Source organism: Streptomyces sp. AK010 (assembly GCF_014207295.1).
GTDB classification, from domain to species: domain Bacteria; phylum Actinomycetota; class Actinomycetes; order Streptomycetales; family Streptomycetaceae; genus Streptomyces; species Streptomyces massasporeus.
The window spans coordinates 55,337-78,421 of sequence record NZ_JACHCX010000009.1; the positions used below are offsets into that span (position 1 = coordinate 55,337).

At 72.1% G+C, this 23,085-nt stretch carries 20 protein-coding genes; 17 read left to right on the forward strand and 3 right to left on the reverse strand.

Annotated features, from left to right (window positions below):
- Window positions 1–21: 21 nt before the first annotated feature.
- The 9 genes from HDC93_RS18675 (at window position 22) to gatB (ending at window position 10,597) form a co-directional block, all read left to right on the forward strand.
- Window positions 22–711 carry an SDR family oxidoreductase gene (locus HDC93_RS18675; protein WP_185012055.1) on the forward strand — a complete coding sequence of 230 codons (690 nt, stop codon included), beginning with the start codon at window positions 22–24 and terminating at the stop codon, window positions 709–711.
- Between the two features lie 71 nt (window positions 712–782).
- Window positions 783–1,790, forward strand: coding sequence for a methionine synthase (locus HDC93_RS18680; protein WP_185012056.1), 1,008 nt, complete (start codon window positions 783–785; stop codon window positions 1,788–1,790).
- Between the two features lie 15 nt (window positions 1,791–1,805).
- Window positions 1,806–4,001 carry an NAD-dependent DNA ligase LigA gene (ligA, locus tag HDC93_RS18685; protein ID WP_185012057.1) on the forward strand — a complete coding sequence of 732 codons (2,196 nt, stop codon included), beginning with the start codon at window positions 1,806–1,808 and terminating at the stop codon, window positions 3,999–4,001.
- Between the two features lie 259 nt (window positions 4,002–4,260).
- Window positions 4,261–6,540 (forward strand): bifunctional diguanylate cyclase/phosphodiesterase, encoded by a 2,280-nt coding sequence (locus HDC93_RS18690; protein WP_185012058.1) that lies wholly within the window; start codon window positions 4,261–4,263, stop codon window positions 6,538–6,540.
- A gap of 115 nt (window positions 6,541–6,655) precedes the next feature.
- Complete coding sequence (locus HDC93_RS18695) at window positions 6,656–6,931, forward strand: DUF4267 domain-containing protein (RefSeq protein WP_311774582.1); 276 nt, start codon at window positions 6,656–6,658, stop codon at window positions 6,929–6,931.
- A gap of 103 nt (window positions 6,932–7,034) precedes the next feature.
- Window positions 7,035–7,331, forward strand: coding sequence for an Asp-tRNA(Asn)/Glu-tRNA(Gln) amidotransferase subunit GatC (gatC, locus tag HDC93_RS18700; RefSeq protein ID WP_007384860.1), 297 nt, complete (start codon window positions 7,035–7,037; stop codon window positions 7,329–7,331).
- A gap of 5 nt (window positions 7,332–7,336) precedes the next feature.
- The gene (gatA, locus tag HDC93_RS18705) at window positions 7,337–8,830 is read left to right on the forward strand and encodes an Asp-tRNA(Asn)/Glu-tRNA(Gln) amidotransferase subunit GatA (RefSeq protein WP_185012060.1); all 1,494 of its coding nucleotides are present in this window, start codon (window positions 7,337–7,339) and stop codon (window positions 8,828–8,830) included.
- Window positions 8,827–9,066 carry a hypothetical protein gene (locus HDC93_RS18710; RefSeq protein ID WP_030851407.1) on the forward strand — a complete coding sequence of 80 codons (240 nt, stop codon included), beginning with the start codon at window positions 8,827–8,829 and terminating at the stop codon, window positions 9,064–9,066. The genes gatA and HDC93_RS18710 overlap by 4 nt, the downstream gene beginning before the upstream one ends.
- Before the next feature lie 16 nt (window positions 9,067–9,082).
- Window positions 9,083–10,597 (forward strand): Asp-tRNA(Asn)/Glu-tRNA(Gln) amidotransferase subunit GatB, encoded by a 1,515-nt coding sequence (gene gatB / locus HDC93_RS18715; protein ID WP_185012061.1) that lies wholly within the window; start codon window positions 9,083–9,085, stop codon window positions 10,595–10,597.
- Between the two features lie 57 nt (window positions 10,598–10,654).
- Here gatB and HDC93_RS18720 read toward each other — a convergent pair whose 3' ends face one another.
- On the reverse strand, window positions 10,655–11,464 hold the full coding sequence (locus HDC93_RS18720; protein WP_185012062.1) for a cyclopropane-fatty-acyl-phospholipid synthase family protein: 810 nt from the start codon (window positions 11,462–11,464) through the stop codon (window positions 10,655–10,657).
- A 192-nt stretch (window positions 11,465–11,656) separates the two neighbouring features.
- On the opposite strand from HDC93_RS18720, the gene HDC93_RS18725 reads away from it, so the two are divergent.
- From HDC93_RS18725 to HDC93_RS18755, 7 genes are all read left to right on the forward strand, one after another.
- Window positions 11,657–12,094: a hypothetical protein gene (locus HDC93_RS18725; protein WP_185012063.1), complete on the forward strand. Its 438-nt coding sequence runs from the start codon at window positions 11,657–11,659 to the stop codon at window positions 12,092–12,094.
- Between the two features lie 157 nt (window positions 12,095–12,251).
- Window positions 12,252–14,498 (forward strand): MMPL family transporter, encoded by a 2,247-nt coding sequence (locus HDC93_RS18730; protein WP_185012064.1) that lies wholly within the window; start codon window positions 12,252–12,254, stop codon window positions 14,496–14,498.
- On the forward strand, window positions 14,476–15,048 hold the full coding sequence (locus HDC93_RS18735; protein ID WP_185012065.1) for a GNAT family N-acetyltransferase: 573 nt from the start codon (window positions 14,476–14,478) through the stop codon (window positions 15,046–15,048). Before HDC93_RS18730 ends, HDC93_RS18735 begins: the two co-directional genes overlap by 23 nt.
- A gap of 35 nt (window positions 15,049–15,083) precedes the next feature.
- Window positions 15,084–15,620, forward strand: coding sequence for a hypothetical protein (locus tag HDC93_RS18740; protein ID WP_185012066.1), 537 nt, complete (start codon window positions 15,084–15,086; stop codon window positions 15,618–15,620).
- A gap of 168 nt (window positions 15,621–15,788) precedes the next feature.
- Window positions 15,789–16,001 carry a hypothetical protein gene (locus HDC93_RS18745; RefSeq protein WP_398778673.1) on the forward strand — a complete coding sequence of 71 codons (213 nt, stop codon included), beginning with the start codon at window positions 15,789–15,791 and terminating at the stop codon, window positions 15,999–16,001.
- Window positions 16,002–16,129: 128 nt separating this feature from the next.
- On the forward strand, window positions 16,130–19,174 hold the full coding sequence (locus HDC93_RS18750; RefSeq protein ID WP_185012218.1) for a helix-turn-helix transcriptional regulator: 3,045 nt from the start codon (window positions 16,130–16,132) through the stop codon (window positions 19,172–19,174).
- 60 nt (window positions 19,175–19,234) lie between these two features.
- Window positions 19,235–19,420: a DUF6191 domain-containing protein gene (locus HDC93_RS18755; protein ID WP_185012067.1), complete on the forward strand. Its 186-nt coding sequence runs from the start codon at window positions 19,235–19,237 to the stop codon at window positions 19,418–19,420.
- Between the two features lie 180 nt (window positions 19,421–19,600).
- Here HDC93_RS18755 and HDC93_RS18760 read toward each other — a convergent pair whose 3' ends face one another.
- Window positions 19,601–20,773, reverse strand: a complete 1,173-nt coding sequence (locus HDC93_RS18760) for a sorbosone dehydrogenase family protein (RefSeq protein ID WP_185012068.1) — start codon at window positions 20,771–20,773, stop codon at window positions 19,601–19,603.
- A 127-nt stretch (window positions 20,774–20,900) separates the two neighbouring features.
- The gene (locus tag HDC93_RS18765) at window positions 20,901–21,899 is read right to left on the reverse strand and encodes an aldo/keto reductase (RefSeq protein ID WP_185012069.1); all 999 of its coding nucleotides are present in this window, start codon (window positions 21,897–21,899) and stop codon (window positions 20,901–20,903) included.
- A gap of 77 nt (window positions 21,900–21,976) precedes the next feature.
- On the opposite strand from HDC93_RS18765, the gene HDC93_RS18770 reads away from it, so the two are divergent.
- Window positions 21,977–22,927, forward strand: coding sequence for a 2-hydroxyacid dehydrogenase (locus HDC93_RS18770; RefSeq protein ID WP_185012070.1), 951 nt, complete (start codon window positions 21,977–21,979; stop codon window positions 22,925–22,927).
- Window positions 22,928–23,085: the final 158 nt, after the last annotated feature.

The following is a 23,085-nucleotide window of genomic DNA, read 5'->3' on the forward strand; positions in this document are numbered from 1 at the left end:
ACTGATGCGAGCATGGCGGGCATGGCTACTCATGTGATCACCGGAGCCGGCTCCGGCATCGGCGCGGCCGTGGCCCGCCGCCTGCACGCGCGCGGGGACGACCTCGTGCTGCACGCCCGCGACGCGGGCCGCGCGAAGGAGCTGGCGGCCGAGTTCCCCGGGGCGCGGACCCTGGTCGGTGACCTCGCCGACCCCGACAGGCTCTCCTGGGCCTTCTCCCACCAGTCGCTGCCGGACCGGGTGGACTCGCTGCTGCACATCGCCGGCGTCGTCGACCTCGGCCCGGTCGGCGAGCTGACCCCGAAGGCCTGGCGCCAGCAGCTCAACGTCAATCTGGTCGCCCCCGCCGAGCTGACCCGCCACTTCCTGCCCCAACTGCGCGCCGCCCGCGGCCACGTGTTGTTCGTCAACTCCGGCGCCGGCCTCAACGCCCACGCCGACTGGTCCGCGTACGCAGCCTCCAAGCACGGCCTGAAGGCGCTCGCCGACTCCCTGCGCCACGAGGAGCACGGCAACGGGGTCCGCGTCACCTCGGTCTACCCCGGCCGCACGGCCAGCCCCATGCAGGCCAAGGTCCACCAGCAGGAGGGCAAGGAGTACGACGCCGCGCGGTGGATCGACCCGGAGTCGGTCGCCACGACGATCGTCATGGCCCTGGATCTGCCCCGGGACGCGGAGGTCAACGACCTGACGGTGCGCCCGGGGGGCTGATCCCGGGAGCCGACCACGGGAGCCGACCCCGGGGACCTGACCCCGGCCGGGCCCCTGCGTAGGCTTCTCCGGTGAGCGAAAACAGCCAGTTCAGGTTCGGCGCGGCCACCGGCGTGGGGTCCATGCCGGGCGGCGACGCCCGTGAGGCCGCCAAAACCGTCACCGGCACCTTCGAGGACTTCCCCTTCCTGCCCGAACTGCCCGCCCGGGGACCCGGCGCGGACATGACCGGGCGGACCGCCGGCATGCTCGTCGAGCTCTACGCGCGCGTGGAGCCCAGCGGATGGCGTCTCGGGGACCGGCCGGGGCGGGACACCAAGCGGGCCCGCTCCTGGCTCGGCGAGGATCTCGACACGCTGGAGGAGTTCACACAGGAGTACGAGGGGCCGCTGAAGGTCCAGGCCGTCGGCCCCTGGACCCTCGCCGCCAACCTGGAGCTCAGGAACGGCGAGGCGGCCCTCTCCGACGCCGGTGCCTGCCGCGACCTCGCCGCCTCCCTCGCGGAGGGACTGCGCCAGCACCTGGCCGAGGTGCGGCGGCGGATCCCCGGCGCGCAGCTCGTCCTCCAGCTCGACGAGCCGTCCCTCACGGCCGTCCTGCGCGGGCAGGTGAAGAGCGCCAGCGGCTACCGCACCCACCGGGCCGTCGACCGGCAGGTCGTCGAGCAGACGCTGCGCGACCTCGTCGGGGCGCACACCGAGGGCCCGGTCGTGGTCCACTCCTGCGCCCCCGACGTGCCGTTCGCGCTGCTCCGCCGGGCCGGCGCGGCCGCCGTCTCCTTCGACTTCTCGCTGCTCACCGAGCGTGACGACGAGGCGATCGGGGAGGCCGTGGAGGGCGGCACCCGGCTCTTCACCGGTGTCGTCCCGTCCGCGGAGGGCCCGTTGTCAGACCCTGCCGGTAGCGTCATGGGTGTCAGGACGCTGTGGCGCAGGCTGGGGCTGTCTCCGGGGCTTCTCGCGGAGGCGGTCACGGTCACCCCGGCGTGCGGACTCGCGGGGGCCTCCCCGGGGTACGCGCGCACGGCTCTCGCGCACTGCGCCCGGGCGGCGAGATCCCTCGCGGACAACCCAGAGTAACGGGAGGACGACACGGTGGCCGGCGACAAGCAAGCGGAGACGACGACGGTGCCCGCAGAGGCACGGGAGAAGCACGCGCGCCTCGCGGAGCAGATCGAGGAGCACCGCTTCCGCTACTACGTGAAGGACGCTCCCGTCGTCAGCGACGCGGAGTTCGACCAGCTGCTGCGTTCCCTGGAGGCGCTGGAGGAGGAGTACCCGGAGCTGCGTACCCCGGACTCGCCGACCCAGAAGGTCTCCGGCTCCTACGAGACGGAGTTCACGGCGGTCGAGCACCGCCGGCGCATGCTCTCCCTCGACAACACGTTCAACGACGAGGAGATGGCCGCCTGGACGGAGCGCATCGCCAGGGAACTGGGCGAGCAGGACTACCACTTCCTGTGCGAGCTCAAGGTCGACGGCCTCGCGGTGAACCTCACCTACGAGCACGGCCGCCTCACCCGCGCGGCCACCCGCGGCGACGGCCGCACCGGTGAGGACATCACGCCGAACGTGCGGACGATCGCGGAGATCCCCGACCGGCTCAAGGGCGACTCCGTCCCCGACCTGGTGGAGATCCGCGGCGAGGTCTACTTCCCGATGGAGAAGTTCCAGGAGCTCAACGCCCGCCTCGTCGAGGCCGGCGACAAGCCCTTCGCCAACCCGCGCAACGCGGCGGCCGGTTCACTGCGCCAGAAGGACCCGCGCGTCACCGCCACCCGACCCCTGCACATGGTGGTCCACGGCATCGGCGCCCTGGAGGGCTTCACCGGTCTGACCCGTCTCTCCGAGGCCTACGACCTGCTGAAGTCCTGGGGCCTGCCCACATCCGGCCACAACCGGGTGGTAGACGGCCTGGACGGGATCCGGGAGTTCATCGCGTACTTCGGTGAGAACCGCCACTCCGTGGAGTGGGAGATCGACGGTGTCGTCGTCAAGCTCGACCAGATCCCCCTCCAGGGCCGCCTCGGCTCCACCTCGCGCGCCCCGCGCTGGGCCATCGCTTACAAGTACGCGCCGGAGGAGGTCAACACCAAGCTCGTCAACATCCGCGTGGGCGTGGGCCGCACCGGCCGGGTCACCCCCTACGCCCAGGTCGAACCGGTCACGGTCGCGGGCTCCGAGGTCGAGTTCGCCACGCTCCACAACCAGGACGTGGTCAAGGCCAAGGGCGTCCTCATCGGGGACACGGTCGTGCTGCGCAAGGCCGGTGACGTCATCCCGGAGATCCTCGGCCCGGTCGCCGACCTGCGCGACGGCAGTGAGCGCGAGTTCGTGATGCCGAGCGAGTGCCCCGAGTGCGGTACGGCGCTGCGGCCGATGAAGGAGGGCGACGTCGACCTGCGCTGCCCGAACGCCCGCACCTGCCCGGCCCAGTTGCGCGAGCGCCTGTTCTACCTGGCGGGCCGCAAGGCGCTGGACATCGAGCACTTCGGCTATGTGGCGGCGGCGGCCCTCACCGCCCCGCTGGAGCCGAAGACCCCGCCGCTGGTCGACGAGGGCGACCTGTTCGACCTCACCATCGAGCAGCTGCTGCCCATCAAGGCGTACGTCCTCGACCCGGACAGCGGGCTGCCCAAGCGCGACCCGAAGACCGGCGAGGAGAAGGTCGCCACGATCTTCGCCAACCAGCAGGGCGAGCCCCGCAAGAACGCGGTCGCCATGCTGGAGAACATCGCGGCGGCCAAGGAGCGCCCGCTCGCCCGGGTCATCACCAGCCTGTCGATCCGTCACGTCGGCCCCGTGGCGGCCGAGGCACTGGCCCGCGAGTTCCGCTCGATCGAGCGCATCGACCAGGCCACCGAGGAGGAGCTGGCGGTCACCGAGGGCGTCGGCCCCACCATCGCCGCCTCCCTGAAGCAGTGGTTCGCCGAGGACTGGCACCGCGACATCATCCGCAAGTGGAAGGCCGCGGGCGTCCGCATGGAGGCCGAGAGCACCGGCGAGGACGAGGGGCCGCGCCCCCTCGAAGGCCTCACCGTCGTCGTCACCGGCACCCTCGACCACTTCACGCGGGACGGCGCCAAGGAGGCGCTGCAGAGCCGCGGCGCGAAGGTGACCGGCTCGGTTTCGAAGAAGACGTCGTTCGTCGTGGTGGGTGACAGCCCCGGGTCGAAGTACGACAAGGCGATGCAGCTGAAGGTTCCGGTCCTGAACGAGGAGGGTTTCGGCGTCCTGCTGGAGCAGGGACCGGACGCGGCGGCCGAAGTCGCCCTTTCGGCCGAGGAGTAGCGGTTGAAGGCCACCCGTTCGGCGCATACCAGATGCATACGGGTGGCCGGGGCGCATTCGGGCAACCGTCGGCGACCGCTGCCCCTGGAAGCCTTCTGCGGCCTACTGTTGAGAGGTGCGCCTGCCGTGCCCAGCTGCGGTCGGGGCATCGTCGTGCTCGCACGGAGCGCGGGGAAGGGTTTTCGGGCGCGGGCCGCCTAAGGGTTGTCGGGCACCGGGCCGCGGGGCGTGGGCACCGCCGGCTGTGAGAGGGACGGGAATGGAACCGACCGAGAGCGCCGTGCCGGGCTCACGGCCGCGCCTGCGCCGCATGGCGGTCGCATGGCGCGCAGTCCGTGAGGCCGTCAGGCCGGCGGGGCGTCCGGGTGCGGAGGTGCGCGCCGTCGGACAGTACACCCCGAACGGACGTGGCGGTGCGGGGCGCGCCGCGGACGGCCCCGGAGCACAGCCGAGCACCGAACACACGCCCGGACTCACCGGCGCGGACGACGCGGACGACGAACGGCACCAGTCCTGGCCCGCGCTGCCCGCGGCCGTCGTCGCGGCGGCCGGGTTCGTCCTCGGCGCGGGCTTCTACCGCGCCTTCACCGACGGCCACGCGCTCTTCCCGGCGGGCACGGCCGGCTGGTCGCTGGCCGTCCTGACCGGCATCATCGTCGGCCACCTCGTCATGCTGGGCCGCTCCCGCTGGTGGGGCGGCACCGGCTCGGGCGCCGCCCTCACCCTCGCCGTCCTGCTGCTCTACGGCTGGGTTCCGGCCGGCCTGGTCAGCCTCACGGTCGTCGTACTGGTCGGGATAGCCCGCCGCAACCGCTGGCGCCAAGGTGTGCTGCACGGCGCGGTCGACCTCCTCGGCATCGGCGCCGGCGCGCTCGTGCTGGGCGTCTTCGGCACCGTGCCGTCCGTCGAGGCTCCGGCGGAGCCCGCCGCCTGGACCCTCGCCACCGCACCCCAGGTGGCCCTGGTCGCCGTCGCCTACCTGATGGTCACCCGCGTCCTGCTCTGGTACCTGCACGCCCCGCGCCCCGGCCTGCCCACCGTCGCCCGCACCGCCCTGGCCAGACAAGGCCTGGTCGCGGTCGCGCTGCTGGGGATCGCGCCGCTGGTCTGCGTGGTCGCCGTGGCCAAGCCGATCCTGCTGCCGCTGTTCTCCATCCCGCTGATCGCCCTGGACTCCACCCTGTGGATCGCCCGGGCCCGGGCGGAGGAGCAGCTGCGCGACCCGCTGACCGGTCTGCCCAACCGCCAGTGGCTGCTGGAGCGCATCTGGACCGCGCTGGACGACGCGGAGCGGATCAACGCCCGCGCCGCCCTGATGCTGATCGACCTCGACCGGTTCCGGTCGGTCAACGACACGCTCGGTCATCTCGCCGGTGACCGGCTGCTGCTGCAGATCGCCGACCGGCTGCGGGTGGCGCTGCCGCGCGGTGCGGAGGCCGCCCGGCTCGGCGGGGACGAGTTCGCCGTCTTACTGCCGGTCGCCGACTCCACGACCTCCGCGACCCGGGTCGCCCGCAACCTCGTCGCCGCCCTCAGTTCCCCCCTCGACCTCGACGGCCTCACCCTCGTCCTGGAGGCCAGCGCCGGAGTCGCCGTCTTCCCCGACCACGCCCTGGACGCCGAAGGGCTGCTGCGCCGGGCGGACGTGGCGATGTACCAGGCGAAGCGGGACCGCACCGGCGTCGAGGTCTACGAGTCCAAGCGCGACTCCAACACCCCCGACCGCCTCGGCCTGCTGGGGGATCTGCGCCGCGCCCTCGACGCGCACGAGGTGCATCTGCACTACCAGCCCAAAGTCCGCTTCGACGGGCAGGTGGCGGGCCTGGAGGCCCTGGTCCGCTGGGTGCACCCCGAGCGGGGCAAGGTGCCGCCGGACGAGTTCATAGCGATCGCCGAGTCCTCGGGCCTGATGCCCCACCTCACCGAGTACGTCCTGGAGACGGCGCTCGGCCAGGTCGCGCACTGGCGGGAGCAGGGCCTGTTCGTCCCGGTCGCGGTGAACGTCTCCCCGCGCGATGTGCACACCCCCGGCTTCGCCGGCTCCGTCGCCGCCCGGCTGGCCCGGCACGGCGTCCCGGCGGGAGCGCTCCAACTGGAGATCACGGAGCACGTCCTGCTGGAGGACCCGCAGCGTGCCGCCGACACCCTCAACCAACTGACCGCGCACGGCGTGAAGATGTCCCTCGACGACTTCGGCACGGGCTACTCCTCGCTCGTGCACCTGCGCCGGCTCCCGGTCAGCGAGCTGAAGATCGACCGTTCGTTCGTGGCCCGGCTCGCGGTCGACACCGAGGACGCGGAGATCGTGCGCTGCACGGTCGACCTCGCGCACTCCCTCGGACTGCTCGTCGTCGCCGAGGGCGTCGAGGACGACGAGACCTGGGAGCGCCTGCGCGACCTCGGCTGCGACGCCGTGCAGGGCTGGCTGGTCGCGGCGGCGATGCCCCCGGAGGAGACCACGGCGTGGCTGCGGGCGCGGGGGCCCCGGGGCTGGCAGCGCCCACGCGCCGCGCTCCCCGCCGCGACGGCCGACGAGTAGGCCGCACCCGCCTCTCCGCTCGCCCGGCCGCTCCACTTCTCCCGGCCCCGGCCCCGGCCCCGGCCCCGGGCTTCGGGTGAGCGCTCAGCTCGTGCCGGGCGGCACGAAGTGGCCGATCAGCAGCGCCAGTCGCTGCTCGTGTGCCTCCTCGGGCAGCCGTCTGACGATCAAGGGCCTGAGGGAGGGCACCCTCGGGCCGGCCGGTCTGGCGCTGCTCGCCTTCGCGGGGGCCGGAGCCGGGGCCTGGTTCATGCTCGCCGTGGCGCTCGTGCCGCTCGGCGACACCCTGATCGTGCTGCGCAACGGCGGAACGAAGGCGGTCGCCTTCGGAATCCACTTCGCCACCGCGGTCGTCGTCCTGGTCATCGCGGGACCGCTCTTCGCGGTCTGAGGGGGGCCGAGAGCCTCCGGGGCGGCAAACCGTTTCACGGGCACGGCCCCCCGCCCCATAGGATTGGGCCAAACCACATTCACTCACCCCAGAGGATCGCTGCATGCCTGGCATCACGCGCGAGGAGGTCGCCCACCTCGCCCGGCTGGCGCGTCTGGAGCTGAAGCCCGAAGAGCTCGAGCACTTCGCGGGACAGCTGGACGACATCATCGGCGCGGTCGCACGCGTCAGTGAGGTCGCCGACCAAGACGTACCGCCGACCTCGCACCCGCTCCCGCTGACGAACGTCATGCGGGCGGACGAGGTCCGTCCGTCGCTCACCCCCGAGCAGGCGCTCTCCGGCGCCCCGGCCCAGGAGCAGCAGCGTTTCAAGGTGCCGCAGATCCTGGGGGAGGACTAACAGCCATGACGGACATCATCAAGCTCACGGCCGCCGAGACCGCCGCGAAGATCGCCTCCGGCGAGCTCACCGCGGTGCAGGTCACCGAGGCCCACCTCGCCCGCATCGAGGCCGTCGACGAGAAGGTGCACGCCTTCCTGCACGTCGACCGCGAGGGCGCCCTCGCCCAGGCCCGCGCCGTGGACGACAAGCGCGCCAAGGGCGAGAAGCTCGGCCCGCTGGCCGGCGTGCCCCTCGCGCTGAAGGACATCTTCACCACCGAGGGCATCCCGACCACCGTCGGATCGAAGATCCTCGAGGGCTGGATCCCGCCGTACGACGCGACGCTCACCAAGCGGCTCAAGGCCGCCGACGTAGTGATCCTCGGCAAGACCAACATGGACGAGTTCGCCATGGGGTCCTCCACCGAGAACAGCGCCTACGGCCCGACCGGCAACCCCTGGGACCTCACCAAGATCCCCGGCGGCTCCGGTGGCGGTTCGTCCGCCGCGCTCGCCTCCTTCCAGGCCCCGCTCGCCATCGGCACCGACACCGGCGGCTCCATCCGCCAGCCGGCCTCCGTCACCGGCACGGTCGGTGTGAAGCCGACGTACGGCGCGGTCTCCCGCTACGGCATGGTCGCCTTCTCCAGCTCCCTCGACCAGGGCGGACCCTGCGCCCGCACGGTCCTGGACGCGGCGCTGCTGCACGAGGTCATCGCCGGGCACGACCCGCTCGACTCGACCTCCATCGACGAGCCCGTCCCGGCGGTCGTCGAGGCCGCCCGCAACGGCAGCGTCGAGGGCATGCGCGTCGGCGTCGTCAAGCAGTTCCGCGGCGAGGGCTACCAGGCCGGCGTCATCCAGCGCTTCGACGAGTCCGTCGAGCTGCTGAAGGAACTGGGCGCCGAGATCGTCGAGCTGGACTGCCCGTCCTTCGACCTGGCGCTGTCGGCGTACTACCTGATCGCGCCCTCGGAGTGCTCCTCCAACCTCGCCCGCTTCGACGGCCTGCGCTACGGCCTGCGGACCGGCGACGACGGCACGCACTCCGCCGAGGAGGTCACCTCCCTCACCCGCGAGGCCGGTTTCGGCCCCGAGGTCAAGCGCCGCATCATGCTCGGCACGTACGCCCTGTCGAGCGGCTACTACGACGCCTACTACGGCAGCGCCCAGAAGGTCCGCACGCTCATCAAGCAGGACTTCGACAAGGCGTTCGAGCAGGTCGACGTGATCGTCTCCCCGACGACCCCGACCACCGCCTTCGCCATCGGCGAGCGCGCCGACGACCCGATGGCGATGTACCTCGCCGACCTGTGCACCATCCCGACCAACCTGGCGGGCAACGCGGCCATGTCGCTGCCGTGCGGCCTCGCCCCGGAGGACAACCTCCCGGTCGGCCTGCAGATCATCGCCCCCGTCATGAAGGACGACCGCCTGTACAAGGTGGGTGCCGCCGTCGAGGCCGCCTTCGTGGAAAAGTGGGGCCACCCGCTGATCGAGGAGGCTCCGTCGCTGTGAGCGCACTGTCCAAGGCCAAGGGCTTCAAGAAGTCCAAGTCCGGTCTGTACATCTCGATGGCCACGTCGGCGTTCGGCGCCGTCGGTGTCTACAAGCAGATCAAGAAGGCCCGCGGAGACAACGACACGCTGCGGCTGCTCGACGCCGTCGTGACCGGCGCCGCGGTCGTCACCAACCTGGCCATTCTCTATCGCGAGCTGAAGCAGCTGGGCGACGACGACGTTCTGCTGGGCTGAGAGGGAAGTACTCACCGTGACCACCACGACCGACCTGGTGTCGTACGAGGACGCACTCGCGTCGTACGACCCCGTCATGGGCCTCGAGGTCCATGTCGAACTCGGCACCAAGACCAAGATGTTCTGCGGCTGCTCGACCGCCCTCGGCCAGGACGCCAACACGCAGACCTGCCCGGTCTGCCTCGGCATGCCCGGCGCTCTCCCGGTCGTCAACGCGACCGGCGTCGAGTCCGCGATCAAGATCGGCCTCGCGCTGAACTGCGAGATCGCCGAGTGGTGCCGCTTCGCCCGGAAGAACTACTTCTATCCGGACATGCCGAAGAACTTCCAGACCTCCCAGTACGACGAGCCCATCGCCTTCAACGGCTACCTCGACGTGCAGCTGGAGGACGGCGAGACCTTCCGTGTGGAGATCGAGCGCGCCCACATGGAGGAGGACACCGGCAAGTCGACGCACGTCGGCGGTGCCACCGGCCGCATCCACGGCGCCTCGCACTCGCTGCTGGACTACAACCGCGCCGGCATCCCCCTCATCGAGATCGTCACCAAGCCGATCGAGGGCGCCGGCGAGCGTGCCCCGGAGGTCGCCCGGGCCTACGTCCGTGAGCTGCGCGAGCTCATCAGGGCGCTCGGCGTCTCCGAGGCCCGCATGGAGATGGGCCAGATGCGCTGCGACGTGAACCTGTCGCTGCGCCCGCACGGCCGGGAGAAGTTCGGCACGCGCTCGGAGACGAAGAACGTCAACTCGCTCCGGTCCGTGGAGCGCGCGGCCCGCTTCGAGATCCAGCGGCACGCGGCCGTGCTGTCCTCGGGCGGCACGATCATCCAGGAGACCCGCCACTTCCACGAGGACACGGGGTCGACGACCTCGGGCCGGGTGAAGGAGGAGGCCGAGGACTACCGGTACTTCCCGGAGCCCGACCTCGTCCCCGTGGCCCCGTCCCGTGAGTGGGTCGAGGAGATCCGCGCCGGGCTGCCCGAGCTGCCGCTGGTCCGCCGCAGCCGGCTCCGCGAGGAGTGGGGCGTGACGGCCACCGACATGCAGGCCATCCTCAACGCCGGCGCGCTGGAGCCCATCGTCGCCACGATCGAGGCCGGGGCCGACGCCGCCTCCGCCCGCAAGTGGTGGATGGGCGAGCTGGCCCGCAGCGCCAACGAGTCGGGCAAGGCGCTCGACGAGCTGGCGATCACGCCGGCGCAGGTCGCCCGGGTCACCGAGCTCGTCGCGAAGGGCGACCTGAACGACAAGCTGGCCCGGCAGGTCATCGAGGGCGTCCTCGCGGGCGAGGGCACCCCGGACGAGGTCGTCGACAAGCGCGGTCTGAAGGTCGTCTCCGACGAGGGCGCCCTCACCGCCGCCGTCGAGGAGGCCATCGCCGGCAACCCGGGCGTCGCGGACAAGATCCGCGGCGGCAAGGTGGCCGCGGCCGGTGCGCTGGTCGGTGCGGTCATGAAGGCCACCCGCGGCCAGGCCGACGCGGCCCGCGTGAAGGAACTGATCCTGGAGAAGCTGGGCGTCAGCGAGGGCTGACCGCAGCGGACCCGACGAGGGGGGATGCACCGGACCCGGTGCATCCCCCCTCGTCACTCACACGCGGCGGCCGACGACGCGGGTGAAGCCCAGGACGTGCTCCACATCGGCGTGCATCAGCTCGACCGACCAGCGGGCCATGTCGGCCATGAACTCGCTCGTGCTCTCCTCGGCACAGACCTCGCTCCACAGCAGCCAGTCGCGCCAGCCGTCGTCGAGCCAGTCGGCCGTCTCGACCTCGACGGCCCCGCTGCGGGCCCACAGCCGCCGCCACCAGGCGGGGGAGTGGAAGGCCCAGAAGCCGGGATCCTTCTCCCAGTACTCCTTCAGGTGCGCCGGCGGCTCGTCGCCCTCCGGCTCCTCCCGCAGCGCCGGCATCACGACACCGATCCGCCCGCCCGGCTTCAGCAGCCGGGTCAGAGTGGGCAGGTACAGGTCGTTGGTGCCGAAGTACTGGTAGGCGTCGACCGAGACGATCGCATCGAAGGTGCCCTCGCCGAACGGCAGGTCATGGGCCTCGGCGAACACGGGCAGGACCCGGTCGGCGACACCCGCCTCGGCGATGCGCCCGGCGTTCTCGTCGGGCTTGATCCACAGGTCGGCGGCGACGACTTGGACGTCGTACTCCTTGGCGAGGAAGATCGACGTCATGGCGCGGCCGCAGCCCAGGTCGAGCACCCGGGAGCCGGGGCTCAGGGTGTCGAGCCCCAGGGCGGGGGCCAGCCACTCCAGCAGCCACAGTGCGTGCGGACCCATCTGGTTGTCGATGATCCAGCGGGCGTCGTAGCCGTTGCTGCGGGGGTAGCCGGGGTGGCTCACACGGTCAGTGAGGGGGTCGTTCGGGGTCCGGGAAGTGATGTCCGACATCGGTGAACGGGCTCCTTGAGTCCTTGCGGAAGAACGGGGTCGCGTAGGAGCTCGGGTCGGACCGTCAAACAATGCACCTGCTTCGGCCGGGCGGCGGGAGGCCGCGGGCGTTTCTCGGACCGACGGACGCCAACAGCCGGCCCGGCGGCCCCGCGCCCGGTTTTCCGCGCACGGCGCGCTACCGTCTCGGCCATGAGTGGACGTCCTGATTCCGACACCGGTCCAGAGGCAGCGGACTCGCAGGCGGCAGCCGACCAGGACGAGTCCGACGATCTCCTGGACGAGTCCGACGATCTCCTGGACGAGTCCGACGATCTCCTGGACGAGTCCGACGATCTCCCGCACGAGTCCCACGATCTCCCGCACGAGTCCGACGACCTCCTGGAGGACGCGCGCCGGGCCCGCTGGACGGCTGCGGGCACCGGCGCCGCGCTGACGCTGGCCGGTCTCGCCGCGGCGCTGCTCCGCCTCATCCGCTCCGCACCGGCCCTCGTCCCGGCCGCTTACGCCGGCGGGGCCGCCGTGTGCGCCGCCGCCGCCGTGCTGGGCTCCCGAGGGCGCACCCGGAGGGCCCTGTGGCTGCTGATCGCGGGCGTGATGGTGATGGCGCTGGGGGACCAGTTCGACTGAGACGGGCCGCTGTGAACAAGCCCACGAAAACGACAAATGATCTCGTTCGTTTGTAAGAGTGGCAGCGCATTGCTCATGCGTTCTTTGCTGGCTGTTCAGTTCATGAACGACTGTTCCCGGTCAAAGATCCACACAAGGCAACCCGGGAGCACGTTTCGTGGCAGCCCTCGCCCGCTGGTGTGTCCAGCGCCGTCTGCTCAGCGTCATGCTGTGGCTCCTCGCGTTCGCGGGTGTCGCCGCGGGTGCCGCCGTCGCCGGCACCGCGTACTCGAACGACTACCAGGTTCCCGGTACCGAGTCCGGCCGCGCCTCCGAGCTGCTGCACGAGGGCTTCCCGCGGCTCGGCGGCGACAGCGACACCGTCGTCTGGCACACCACGTCCGGCAGCGTCCGCGCCGCCGACGTCGAGCAGACGATGACCCGCACCCTGGACCGGATCGAGAACCTCCCCGGCGTGGCCTCGGTCACCAGCCCCTACGACGGGCCCGGCACGGGCCGCGTCAGCGAGGACGGCCACACCGCGTACGCCTCGGTGACCTTCGACGACCAGGCCGAGAACATCGCCCAGAGCGAGGCGCAGGCCGTCGTCGACACCGCGAAGAGCGCCGAGACCGACGGGCTGCAGGTGGAGCTGGGCGGCAGCGCCGTCGCACTCACCGAGTCCTCCGGCGGGCACGTCGCAGAGATCGTCGGAGTGATTGTCGCCGCCGTGGTGCTGTTCCTCGCCTTCGGCTCGCTCGCCGCGTCCCTGCTGCCCATAGCCACCGCCCTGGTCGGCGTCGGCACCGCCTACGCGGGGATCGTGCTGCTCGGGCACGCCATGACCGTCGCCGACTTCGCCCCCATGCTGGGCATGCTCATCGGGCTCGGCGTCGGCATCGACTACGCGCTGTTCATCGTCACCAGACACCGGCGCGGGCTGAAACGCGGGCTGTCCGTCACCGAGGCGGCCACGCACGCCGTCGCGACCACCGGACGGGCCGTTGTCTTCGCGGGCGCGACCGTCTGCATCGCCCTGCTCGGCATGCTGATCCTGCGGCTGAGCTTCCTCAACGGCGTCGCCATAGCGGCGAGCCTCACCGTCATCCTCACCGTCGCCGCCTCCGTGACCCTGCTGCCCGCCCTGCTGTCCCTCATCGGCATGCGCGCGCTCAGCCGCCGTGAGCGCCGCCGCCTCGCGGAGCACGGGCCCGAACCCGAGCTGCCCACCGGCTTCGCGGCCCGCTGGTCGGCCTTCGTGGAACGCCACCCCAAGGTGCTCGGCGCACTCGCCCTGGTCGTCATGGGCGTCCTCGCACTGCCCACCTTCTCCCTGCACCTGGGCACCTCCGACCAGGGCAACGGCCCGAAGACCGCCACCACCCGCCAGGCCTACGACCTGCTCGCCGACGGCTTCGGTCCGGGCGTGAACGGCCCGCTCACCCTCGTCACCCAGGTCGACGGAGCCGACGACAAGCTCGCCCTGGACAACCTCGACAGCACCCTGCGCACCACCGACGGCGTCGCCTCGGTGACCCCCGTGACCTTCGACTCCGGCGGCCACACCGCCTATCTCACCGTCGTCCCGGAGTCCTCCCCGCAGTCGCAGCACACCAGCGACCTCGTCGACCGGCTGCGCGGCGAGGTGCTGCCGCGCGCCGAGTCGGGCACCTCGCTCGATGTGCAGGTGGGCGGCATGACGGCCGGCTACGACGACTTCGCCGACGTCATCGTCTCCAAGCTGCCGGTCTTCGTCGGGGCCGTCATCGGCCTGGGCTGTCTGCTGCTCCTGCTGGCCTTCCGGTCCGTCGGCATCCCGCTGAAGGCCGCCGCGATGAACGTCGCCGCCGTGGCCTCCGCCTTCGGAGTCGTGGTCACGATCTTCCAGTGGGGCTGGGGCAGCGAACTGCTCGGCCTGGGCAGCGCGGGGCCCATCGAACCCTTCCTGCCCGTGATCATGGTGTCGGTGCTCTTCGGCCTCTCCATGGACTACCAGGTCTTCCTGGTCAGCCGGATGTACGAGGAGTGGCTGGAGACCGGCGACAACCGGCGGGCCGTGCGCGTCGGCCTCGCCGAGACCAGCCGGGTGATCAACTCGGCGGCGGTCATCATGATCTCCGTCTTCCTGGCCTTCGTCCTCAGCGGCGACCGCGTGATCGCCATGTTCGGCATCGCCCTGGCCGCCGCCGTCGCCCTCGACGCCTTCGTCCTGCGCACCCTCCTCGTCCCGGCCCTCATGCACCTGCTCGGCGGCGCCAACTGGTGGCTGCCCCGCTGGCTGGACAAGCGCATGCCGCGCATCAGCATCGAGCCGCCCGAGAGCCGTGCCGCCCATGAGAGGCTGGCCGCCGCGACGGACGCCGAGGTGGCGGACGTCCTGGCGGAGGAGGAGCGGCAGCGGGATGTACGCGATATCCCTGGATGACGACGCCGAGCTGAGGCCCCTGGAGCCCTGGCACGCCGGGGAGTTCCTGGCGCACCTGGAGCGGGGGCGGGAGTTCATCGGGCAGTACATCCCGTTCGGCACGACCGAGACGGACCTGCTCTCGGCCCGCGCCAAGCTCCAGCGCTACGCCGACATGCGCGCCGCCGACACGGGGTCCCTGCACGGCCTGTGGCTGGAGGGCACGCTGGTGGGCGGAGTGCTGTTCCTGAACTTCGACGCGGCGACCGGCAACTGCGAGGTCGGCTGCTGGCTGGAGCCGGCCGCGACGGGCCGGGGTCTGGTCACGCGCGCGATGCGGGTCCTCATCGACTGGGCCGTCGAGCAGCGGGGCATCCACCGCGTCGAGTGGGTCGCCGCCACCGGCAACCGGCCCAGCCTGAACGTGGCGCGGCGACTCGGCATGACCCGGGACGGTGTGCGGCGCGAGGCACACCCCTATGGTGGCGTACGGCACGATCTCGAAGTCTGGTCGGTGCTGGCGCCCGAGTGGCGCGCCGCACGCGCGCGTGCCGCTCACAACGATCATTAAGAGACTTCTCAGACAGCGACCCTACGGTGCGAGACATGGCTACGAACGCAGTGGACGAGACCGAGGCCACCAAGGCCACGACCGACGAGAAGGCGGTGGACACCACCACGTCCGACGAGGTGCCCGAGACCGAGGTCCCGGCCGCGGCCGACGACGCGCAGACCAAGGAGGAGGCCCCCTCCGGCGTCGGACAGGGCGCCGCCGCCGTCGTCTCCGCCGCCCTGGGCGTCGTCTCGCTCACCGGCAGCTGGATCGGCACCGTGGCCTCCGCGCGCCAGAACCTCGTCGGCCAGCTGCAGACCGCGCAGAACGCGGGCGTGGCCCAGCAGATCCAGGCGGTCTACGGCGACGCCTGGCAGACCACCGCCCTGTGGGGCGGCCTGTTCGCGCTGATCGCGCTGGTCGTCGGCGTCGTGACGCTCGCCCGGCCCGCGTTCGGCACCCCGGGCCGGATCCAGGCCCCCTGGATCAAGTCCGTCGCCTGGGCGGGAGTCGCGCTCGGCGTCATCGGCCTGTTCCTGGCCGTCCTCAAGTACACCGGCATCCTGCTCGGACTGCCGTCCGCGAGCTGATAGCCCGCAGGTCCTGAGGGGTCTTAGGCGTTCCGTGAGCACCTTACGGAGCGCCTGAGGCCCCTCAGCCGCGTCTAAGGCCCCCCGCGTGGTCGAAGATGCGGAACTCTCCCGATGTGGCGGCCCCACCTGGGAGACGAGAGTGAGGTCAGCACGGAGAAGCACTCCGTGACCGACTCTCCTCAAGGACACACCATGTACGAGTACGAGCTCCAGCAGCTGCGCACCAACGACCTCATCCGCCGTGCCGACCACGAGCGCCTGGTCCGCGAAGCCGCCCGGGCCCGCCGCGCGGCCCGCCACGAAGCCGGCCAGGACTCCGCCGAGCACGAGAGCCATAGCCGCCGCTTCCGCCGGCCGCGATCCGCCCGGACCGCGTGAACACCGGGGCGGGGCCGGCCGCCCGCGTGGCCGCCACCGGAGCAGCGGTCGTCGTTCGCACAGGAACGGCGGCCGCTGCTCCGGCCGTTCGACGGAAAACCGGTGCCGTGCCGTCGGACCCGCATGCGATGCTCGGGGCCGTGGAGACCAGGTCCGTGAGCCCCGTGTTCGTCGGCCGTGCCGAGGAACTGGGCACGCTGCACGACGCGCTCGTCCGCGCCCGCGAGGGCGAGCCGCAGGCACTGCTCATCGGCGGGGAGGCCGGAGTCGGCAAGACCCGCCTCGTCGAGGAGTTCGCCGCCGCCGCCCGCCGGCGCGGGGCGGTGGTCGCACTCGGCGGCTGCGTGGAGATCGGCGCCGACGGACTGCCCTTCGCCCCCTTCTCGACCGCCCTGCGCGCCCTGCGCCGCGAACTCCCCGCCGAGCTGGCCGCCGCGGCCGCCGGCCAGGAGGAGGAACTGGCCCGGCTGCTGCCCGAGCTGGGCGAGTCCGCAGCCGGGCGGCACGACGAGGACGGCATGGCCCGCCTCTTCGAGCTCACCGCACGCCTGCTGGAGCGCGTCACCGCCGAGCACACCGTCGTCCTCGCCCTGGAGGACCTGCACTGGGCCGACGCCTCCACCCGCCACCTCCTCTCCTACCTCCTGCGCACCCTGCGCACCGGCCGCCTCGTCGTCCTCGCCACCTACCGCTCCGACGACATCCACCGCCGCCACCCACTGCGCCCCCTGCTCGCCGAACTCGACCGGCTCCGCACGATCCGCCGCCTGGAACTCGCCCGCTTCAACCGCGACGAGGTGTGCCGCCAGGTCACCGGGATCCTCGCCCACGAGCCCGAGCCGGACCGGGTCGACGCGATCTTCGAACGCTCCGACGGCAATGCCTTCTTCGTCGAGGAACTCGCCGTCGCCGCCCACGAGGGCTGCCGGACCGGCCTGACCGACTCCCTGCGCGACCTGCTGCTCGTCCGCGTGGAAGGACTGCCGGAGACCGCCCAGCAGGTCGCCCGCATCGTCGCCGAGGGCGGTTCCACCGTCGAGTACCGGCTGCTGGCAGCCGTCGCCCGGCTCGCCGAGGACGATCTCATCGAGGCGCTGCGGGGCGCCGTGAACGCGAGCATCCTCGCCCCCGCACCCGGCGGCGACGGCTACCGCTTCCGCCACTCCCTGGTCCGCGAGGCCGTCAGCGACGACCTGCTCCCCGGCGAACGCTCCCGCCTCAACCGCCGCTACGCCGAAGCCCTGGAGAGCGACCCGGCCCTCGTCCCCGCCGACCAGAGGGCGACCCGCCTGGCCAGCTACTGGTACCACGCCCACGACGCCGCCAAGGCCCTGCCCGCCGTCCTCGAAGCCTCCGTCGAGGCCCGCCGCCGCCACGCCTACTCCGAGCAACTCCGCCTCCTGGAACGGGCGATGGAACTGTGGGACGCCGCCCCCGACGCCGTCCGCCGGACTCTGCGCCCCGTGGACTACGCCGAGGTCTATCCGCCCTGCGGCCGCGACCCGGCCACCACCGCGCTGCGCTACCTGGATCTGCTGGCCGAGGCGGCCGTCGCCGGACGGCTCTGCGGGGAGCGGGAACGCGCCCTGAAGATCACCAAGCGGGCGCTGCGCCTGCTGGAGGACGAGCCCGACCCCCTGCGTGCGGCCTGGTTCTGGATCCAGCGCTCCCGGCTGGTGCAGCGGCTGGCCCGGGGCGACGGCTGGAAGGAGATCGCCACCGCCCAGGACCTGGTCCGCGGCCTGCCGGCGTCCGAGGTGCACGCCGAGGTGCTGGCCACCGTCGCGCACTGGTCCATGCTCCGCCTGCCCGGCCCGGAGGCCCTGACCGCCGCCGAGCGGGCCGTCGAGTACGCGCGCATGGTGGGCGCCGACGAGATCGAGTACAACGCCCGCCTCACGCTCGGCGGGCTCATGGTCGAGGCCGGGCAGATCGAGGCCGGGCTGGCCCACATGTACGACGTCAGGGACGAGGTGGTGGCCCGAGATCTCGCGGCTGTCGTGGGCCGCAGCCATGTCAACCTGCCCTCCACCCTGGAAGGCATCGGGCGCTCCGAGGACTCCGTGGACATCCTGCGCGAGGGCCTGCGGCTCACCTGCCGGATGGGGCTGACCGAGTCCGAGGGCTGGGTCCGGGGCAACCTCGCCGAGTCGCTGATCTCCCTGGGCCGCTGGGAGGAGGCCGCTGAGTCCGCCGTCAGCGCCCAGCGGCAAGGGCAGACGGCCGCACCGTACGGGTCCGGCGCCAGCACCCTGGCCTTCCTCGCCCTGGCCCGCGGCGAGGTGTCCGAGGCCGCCCGCCACCTCGCCGAGGCCCGCGCCTCCTACGGCCCGCACGACCCCATGCCGCAGCACGACCTGCCGGTCTCCTGTCTCACCATCGCCGTGGCCGCCGTCGAGGGCCGCCTGGCCGATGCCCGCGCCGAACTGGCCCGCACCCTGGAATCCGGCTTCCCGCTCGGCACCCAGCGCTACGCCTGGCCGCTGCTGCTCCAGGCGGCCACCGCCGAGGCCGACGCCCGGGCGCTGCCCGCCGCCCGCGACGGCCGCGGGCAGGTCCTGGACGGCATACTCTCCGCCGTCAAGCGCCTCACCACCCACGCCCCCGTCTGGCTCGCCCACGAGCAGTGGGTCCGCGCCGAACTCCACCGCGCCGAGGGCCGGAGCACCCCGGACACCTGGTCGGAGGTGGTCACCGCCTTCGAACCCCTGAGCCGGCCCTACGACCTCGCCCGCGTCCGGTACCGCCTGGCCGAGTCCCTGTTGACGTGCGCCGGCGAGGACGAGCGCGAGCGCGCCACGGAACTGCTCCGCCTCGCCCGCACCGTCGCCCGCCACCTCGGCGCCCGGCCGCTCGCCGATGCCGCCACCGCACTCGGCCGGCGCGCCCGCCTCCGGCTCTCGCCCGCCACGCAGCCCGGCCCCGCACCGGCCGACCCCGCCGAGGCCCTCGGCCTCACCAGCCGGGAACGGGACGTCCTGCGCCTGGTCGCCGTCGGCCACACCAACCGCCGCATCGCCCAGGAGCTGTTCATCTCCCCGAAGACGGCGAGCGTGCACGTCTCCAACATCCTGGGCAAGCTCGGCGTCTCCGGGCGGGGCGAGGCGGCGGCGGTGGCGCACCGGCTGGGGCTGTTCCCGGCCGACATGCTCATGCCCGGCCCGGCGGGCTGAGGCATACGCTGTAAGGGACGTCGCGGATGACATGAAGCCCGCGGCCCAGGGAGGCACCCGTTGTTCAACATGTTGGAGGAGCTGTTCTCGCCCGGGCGCAAGCACACCCGCGACGAGCAGAACCGCCTGGAACTGACCCGTGAGGACGTCGGGGACGGCGATCCCGGACGCGGGCCGATAGATCTCGCGTCCGGAAAGGTCGTCGTACGCCCGCCCGACGAGGAGCAGGACAACCCCGGGAACTAGTGCCGCGGCAGGCAACGTTTGCCCGTCAAGGAGCGGCGTCCGGTGCGTGCTCTCGGCGTGCCGGGTGCATGCCCTCGTACTGGATGTACTTGGGTTTGTGCCCGGTGCGGCGAGAGTGCGTGCCGGGCGTCGCGACGGGGCGAACGTTGCCTGCCGCGGCACTAGGCATCGCGGGAGTCGCTACGTCACCCGCAGTTCCAGGATCCGGTCGTCCCCGCCCTCCGGGTCGCCCCGGCCGTCCGTATTGCTGGTCACCAGCCACAGCCGGTCGCCGCCCGCCGACACCACCGTGCGCAGCCGGCCGTACTCGCCCTCCAGGAAGGCCTGCGGTTCGGCCGAGGCCTCCGTGCCGTTCAGCGGGATGCGCCAGAGCCGCTTGCCGCGCAGGCCCGCCATCCAGATCGAGCCGTCGGCGTAGGCGATGCCGCTGGGGGAGGCCTCCGCCGTCGTCCACTGGTCGATCGGGTTGTGGAACCCCTTGGCGCCGGACCGGCCCTCGGCCTCCGGCCAGCCGTAGTTGTCGCCCGGCTTGATCGCGTTGAGCTCGTCCCAGGTGTCCTGGCCGAACTCCGAGGCGAACAGCCGCTGCTTGCCGTCCCAGGCCAGGCCCTGCACGTTGCGGTGGCCGTACGAGTACACCGGCGAGTCAGGGAAGGGGTTGCCCGGCGCCGGCTCGCCCTCCGGCGTCAGGCGCAGGATCTTGCCGCCCACGGAGTCCTTGTCCTGGGACAGACCGGTGTCGCCGCTCTCGCCCGTGCCCACGTAGAGCATCTTGTCGGGGCCGAACTGGATGCGGCCGCCGTTGTGGATGAAGCCCTTGGGGATGCCCTTGTAGACGGTGTCGGGCGCGCCGAGCTGCTCGCCGGCCGGCTTCTGCTCGTCGTAGATCATGCGGACGATGCGGTTGTCGGAGGCCGAGGTGAAGTAGGCGTAGACCATGTGGTCCGAGGCGTAGTCGGGGGACAGGGCGATCCCGAGGAGGCCGCCCTCGCCGGCGGCCGAGACCCCCGGAACCTCGCCCAGTTCGGTCTTCTTTCCGGTCTTCTCGTCGACCCGGACGATCGTCCCGTCGTCCCGGGAGGAGACGAGCAGGCCGCCGCCCGGCAGCGGAGCGAGCCCCCAGGGGGAGTCCAGGCCCTCGGCGACGGTGCGGACCACCTTCACCGACCCCTTGGCCGGAGGCGTCTCCTCGGCGGCCTGCCCCGGCGGCGCGGACGACCCGGGTGCCGTACGGCTCGGGGAGGCGCTCGTCTGCTTGCCGGACGAGCCCCCGCTGTCGGAGGAGCAACCGGCCGTCAGCAGGAGCGCGGCGGCGGCCAGCACGGCCGGGGCGGCTCGACGTTGCACGATCATGGTCCCTTCGACGGGGCGGGTCCTCTCCCTGTCATACACCGCTCGCGGCTCCCAGGTTCCCGATCACGGAACGCCGGACCGGGAAGGACGGGGTTTGCCCGAAACGCACCGGAGGCGGAACCGGAGCTCAGTCCCAGGACCCCTGGGCCGGCGGCAGCCCGGCTATCTCCTTGAGATCGTCGGGGGTCAGGCGCACCGCCGTCGCGGCCGTGTTCTCCGTGACCCAGCGCTCCTGCTTCGTGCCCGGGACCGGGACCACGTGCGGGTCCTGGGCCAGCACCCACGCGAGGGCCACCTGTCCGGGCGTGACGTCCGTGCCGTGCCGGCGGGCGACGCGGCGCAGGCCCGCGACGACCGGCTGGTTCGCGGCCATCATCTCGGCCGTGAAGCGGGGGTGCCGGGCACGCGGGTCGTCCGCCTCGAAGCCGGCGCCGGGCCGCAGCCTGCCGGTCAGGAAGCCGTTGCCGAGCGGCATCGCGGCGAGGAAACCGACGCCCCGCGTCCGGCACCAGGGCAGCAGGGTCTCCAGCGCCTCCGGCGACCACACCGACAGCTCCGCCTCGACCGCGCTCACCGGGAAGACCTGCTGCACCCGCTCCAGCTGCCGGATCGTTCCGTCGTGCAGCCGTGCCCCGGACCGGCGGCCGGCCCGCGCGCCCACCGCGCACAGGCCCAGCGCCCGTACCTTCCCGGCCTGGACGAGCTCCGCCATCGCGCCCCAGGTCTCCTCGACCGGCACCTCGGGGTCGGCCCGGTGCAGCTGGTAGAGGTCGATGACGTCCGTCTGGAGCCGGCGCAGCGACGCGTCACAGGCGCGCTTCACATACCCGGGGCGGCCGTTGGCGACGATGTGCTGGTCGCCCACCAGCAGCCCGACCTTCGTCGACACGAACGCGTCGGACCGCCGCTCCTTCAACGCCCGCCCCAGCAGCAGCTCGTTGGTGAAGGGGCCGTACATGTCGGCCGTGTCCAGCAGGGACGCACCCAGGTCGAGCGCCCGGTGAATCGCCCTGAGCGACTCGTCGCCGCGCCGCCTCGACGCGCTGTAGGCCCAGCTCATCGGCATGCACCCGAGTCCGACGGCCCCCACCGCGAGCGCCGCCGCGCCGATCGTCCTGCGCTCCACCTGGTCGTGACCCTCCCTGTTCGAGCCACCCCAACCTAACCTCTGCCGTCGCACGCTCCTGACATAGCCTCCAGAGCATGACTGCTGACGTGTGGCTGCCCATCCCGCCGGACGAGATCGAGGGACTCCCCGAGGGCCCGGACTACCGCTTCTGGAACGGCGCGGAGGAGTTCCCCGCGGACCCGGCCGACTGCGCCTTCTACGTCGTCCCCTACATGAAGCCCAGTCCGCTGTGCGTGCGTCCCCTGGGGCGGATGAGCAACGTGCAGGTCGTGCAGACCCTCTCCGCCGGGATCGACCACGTCGAGCCGGGCCTCGGGCAGCTGTCGGCGGGCGTGCGGCTGTGCAATGCGCGCGGGGTGCACGAGGCCAGCACCGGCGAGCTCACGCTCGCGCTGATCCTGGCGTCGCTGCGCGGGATCCCCGACTTCGTCCGCGCGCAGGACCGGGGGGAGTGGCTCGGCGGGTTCCGCCCCGCGCTCGCCGACAAGAACGTCCTCATCGTGGGATATGGCTCGATCGGCGAGGCCATCGAGGACCGGCTCGTTCCGTTCGAGGTGGCGCGGGTGGCGCGCGTCGCGCGCTCCGAGCGCACCACGGCGCGCGGTCCGGTGCATCCGCTCACCGAACTCCCCGCGCTGCTGCCGGAGGCGGACGTCGTCGTCCTGTCCACCCCGCTCAACGAAACCACCCGTGGCCTGGCCGGAGCCGACTTCCTGTCCCGCATGAAGGACGGCGCGCTCCTCGTCAACGTCGCCCGCGGCCCGGTCGTCGACACCAAGGCCCTGCTCGCCGAGTTGGAGACCGGCCGCATCACCGCCGCCCTCGACGTCACCGACCCGGAGCCGCTGGCGCGCGAACACCCCCTGTGGCGTGCACCGGGGGTACTCGTCAGCCCCCACGCCGGCGGACCCACCTCCGCGTTCCTTCCGCGCGCCAAGCGGCTCCTGGTGGACCAGTTGAACCGTTATGTGAACCGGGAGCCGCTCCGCAACGTGATCCTCACGACGGGTGCATCAACCGACTGAGAGACCTTCGAGTACCGTCCGCAATCCTTCAGGTGCGGTGGGTACTCATATATCTGTTGATCGTCACGGAGCGTAGAGAAGCTATGTCCCTGAGTGACGAGACTGGTGTATCGTCCCGACAGGGGCTGCGCCGGGGACCGTTCGGCGCCGGGGACGGA